We start from the raw sequence: 1,501 nt of genomic DNA, 5'->3' as shown, positions 1-1,501 counted from the left end.
CGAGTGGTCATGGCCGAAGTTGGCGATTATTTAGCCAGTTTCCGGCATTCAGGCACAACTCCCCCTTTCCCCCATTGGTGTCGGGCCGGGGGAGCCCGATCATCTATCCGGGCACCAATCGCTGAACCAGTGCCGAGAGGTCCTTCTTGTAAGGGTAGCTATCACTCATCAACACCCGTATTCGACGGGTGTTGCGGATGATGACCGCACCAACCTTGATCAGCTTCAAGCGCAGGGTGCCGGCACTCATACGCTCGAAGGGCGTGTTTTTCAGATGCACCCGCAAACGCTCGAACAACGTGTAGGCGAAGCCGGATAAGATTAGCCGCCACTGGTTGGTCCACCAGTTGCTGCTGGAGGTGCGATCCGCGAACAAATCCAGTTGTTGGTCCTTAATCCGATTCTCCATATCACCCCGTGCGCAATACTGTTCGTAGTAGAGCTTGAATCCCTCATCGTAGCGGGAGCTGATAACGAACCGGGGGTTCGGGCCTTGAGGGCCATATTCCAGACGCGCCACCACCCAGCGTGGCTTGTGCCAGCTTCGGGCTTTGTAGCGGAAGCGGAAAGTACTGGCGAGCTTATGGCCATGGGCCTCGTAGTAGGCCCGGACCTTATCCATGGCCGGGGCAGCCAGTGCCTCCAGTCGCTGGTTGCGGGCCATGCCCACGATGTAATCCACCTGATTGCGATCACACCAGGCCAGCAGTCGGGGCTTGCTGAAGTGGGAGTCGCCCCGGAACACGATCCGGGTCTGTGGCCAATACCCGCGAATAAATCGCACCAGCAGCGCCAGAATGGCCCAGCTGTGCCGGGCATCACCTCGATTGCTGGTGCGCAGATAGCTCACCAGCAAGTGCCTACCGCAGAAGACGTAAAGCGGGAAGTAGCAGTGATGGTCGTAATACCGGTTAAAGAACTTACCCGGCTGGTCGCCGTGCACCGGAATATCGGTGCCGTCAAAATCCAGCACGATTTCCTTGGGCGGCTTCTCATGCTGCTCAATAAAGTGGTGCCAGAGCAGCTCATGAGCATTAACAAGGGTTTGCCGATCCATCGCCTGCTCCATTCGACACAGCGTGGATTTGCCGGCCAGGACGGAGGCGTTACCCGTGGCGGTTTGTAGCGCCTGATCAAAACGCAGTGCTTCATGGTCATTCAGGTCTTCGTAGCCACCGGCCACGCCGTAGACCCGTTGCCGGATCAGGGTCTTGAGCTCATGACGAATCATTCGGGAATCCCGCTGGTCGGTCAGAGTCTCGGCCAGCCGTTGGGTTAACCGGTGTTGTTTGTCGACTTCACGCAGTAACAGCAAGCCAGCATCGGAGGTGATATGGCCTCCGGAGAAATCGGCTTCAATCTGGCGGCGGGAAAGTGGCGAGAAGGTCAGCTTTTGAGGTACCATTCTGGATGCGGCTACTAGTGCTTGGTGGATTGCTTAGACACTTGAAATCATAGCACTTTTAGCCGCTTCTTTTTATCCCTTCATGAGAAATCCGGG

General features: G+C 56.8%; 1 protein-coding gene. It reads right to left on the bottom strand.

All coding sequences use genetic code 11. The features are described 5' to 3' along the window. Positions 1-103: 103 nt before the first annotated feature. Positions 104-1,405 carry an IS1380 family transposase gene (locus tag ACT3R4_RS18390; protein WP_193056312.1) on the bottom strand — a complete coding sequence of 434 codons (1,302 nt, stop codon included), beginning with the start codon at positions 1,403-1,405 and terminating at the stop codon, positions 104-106. Positions 1,406-1,501: the final 96 nt, after the last annotated feature.

This window comes from Halomonas sp. AOP7-E1-9 (genome assembly GCF_052376035.1).
GTDB classification, from domain to species: Bacteria; Pseudomonadota; Gammaproteobacteria; order Pseudomonadales; family Halomonadaceae; genus Vreelandella; species Vreelandella citrativorans.
Note: the sequence above shows the minus strand (reverse complement) of the source record. Positions and strands in the feature narration are given on the sequence as shown.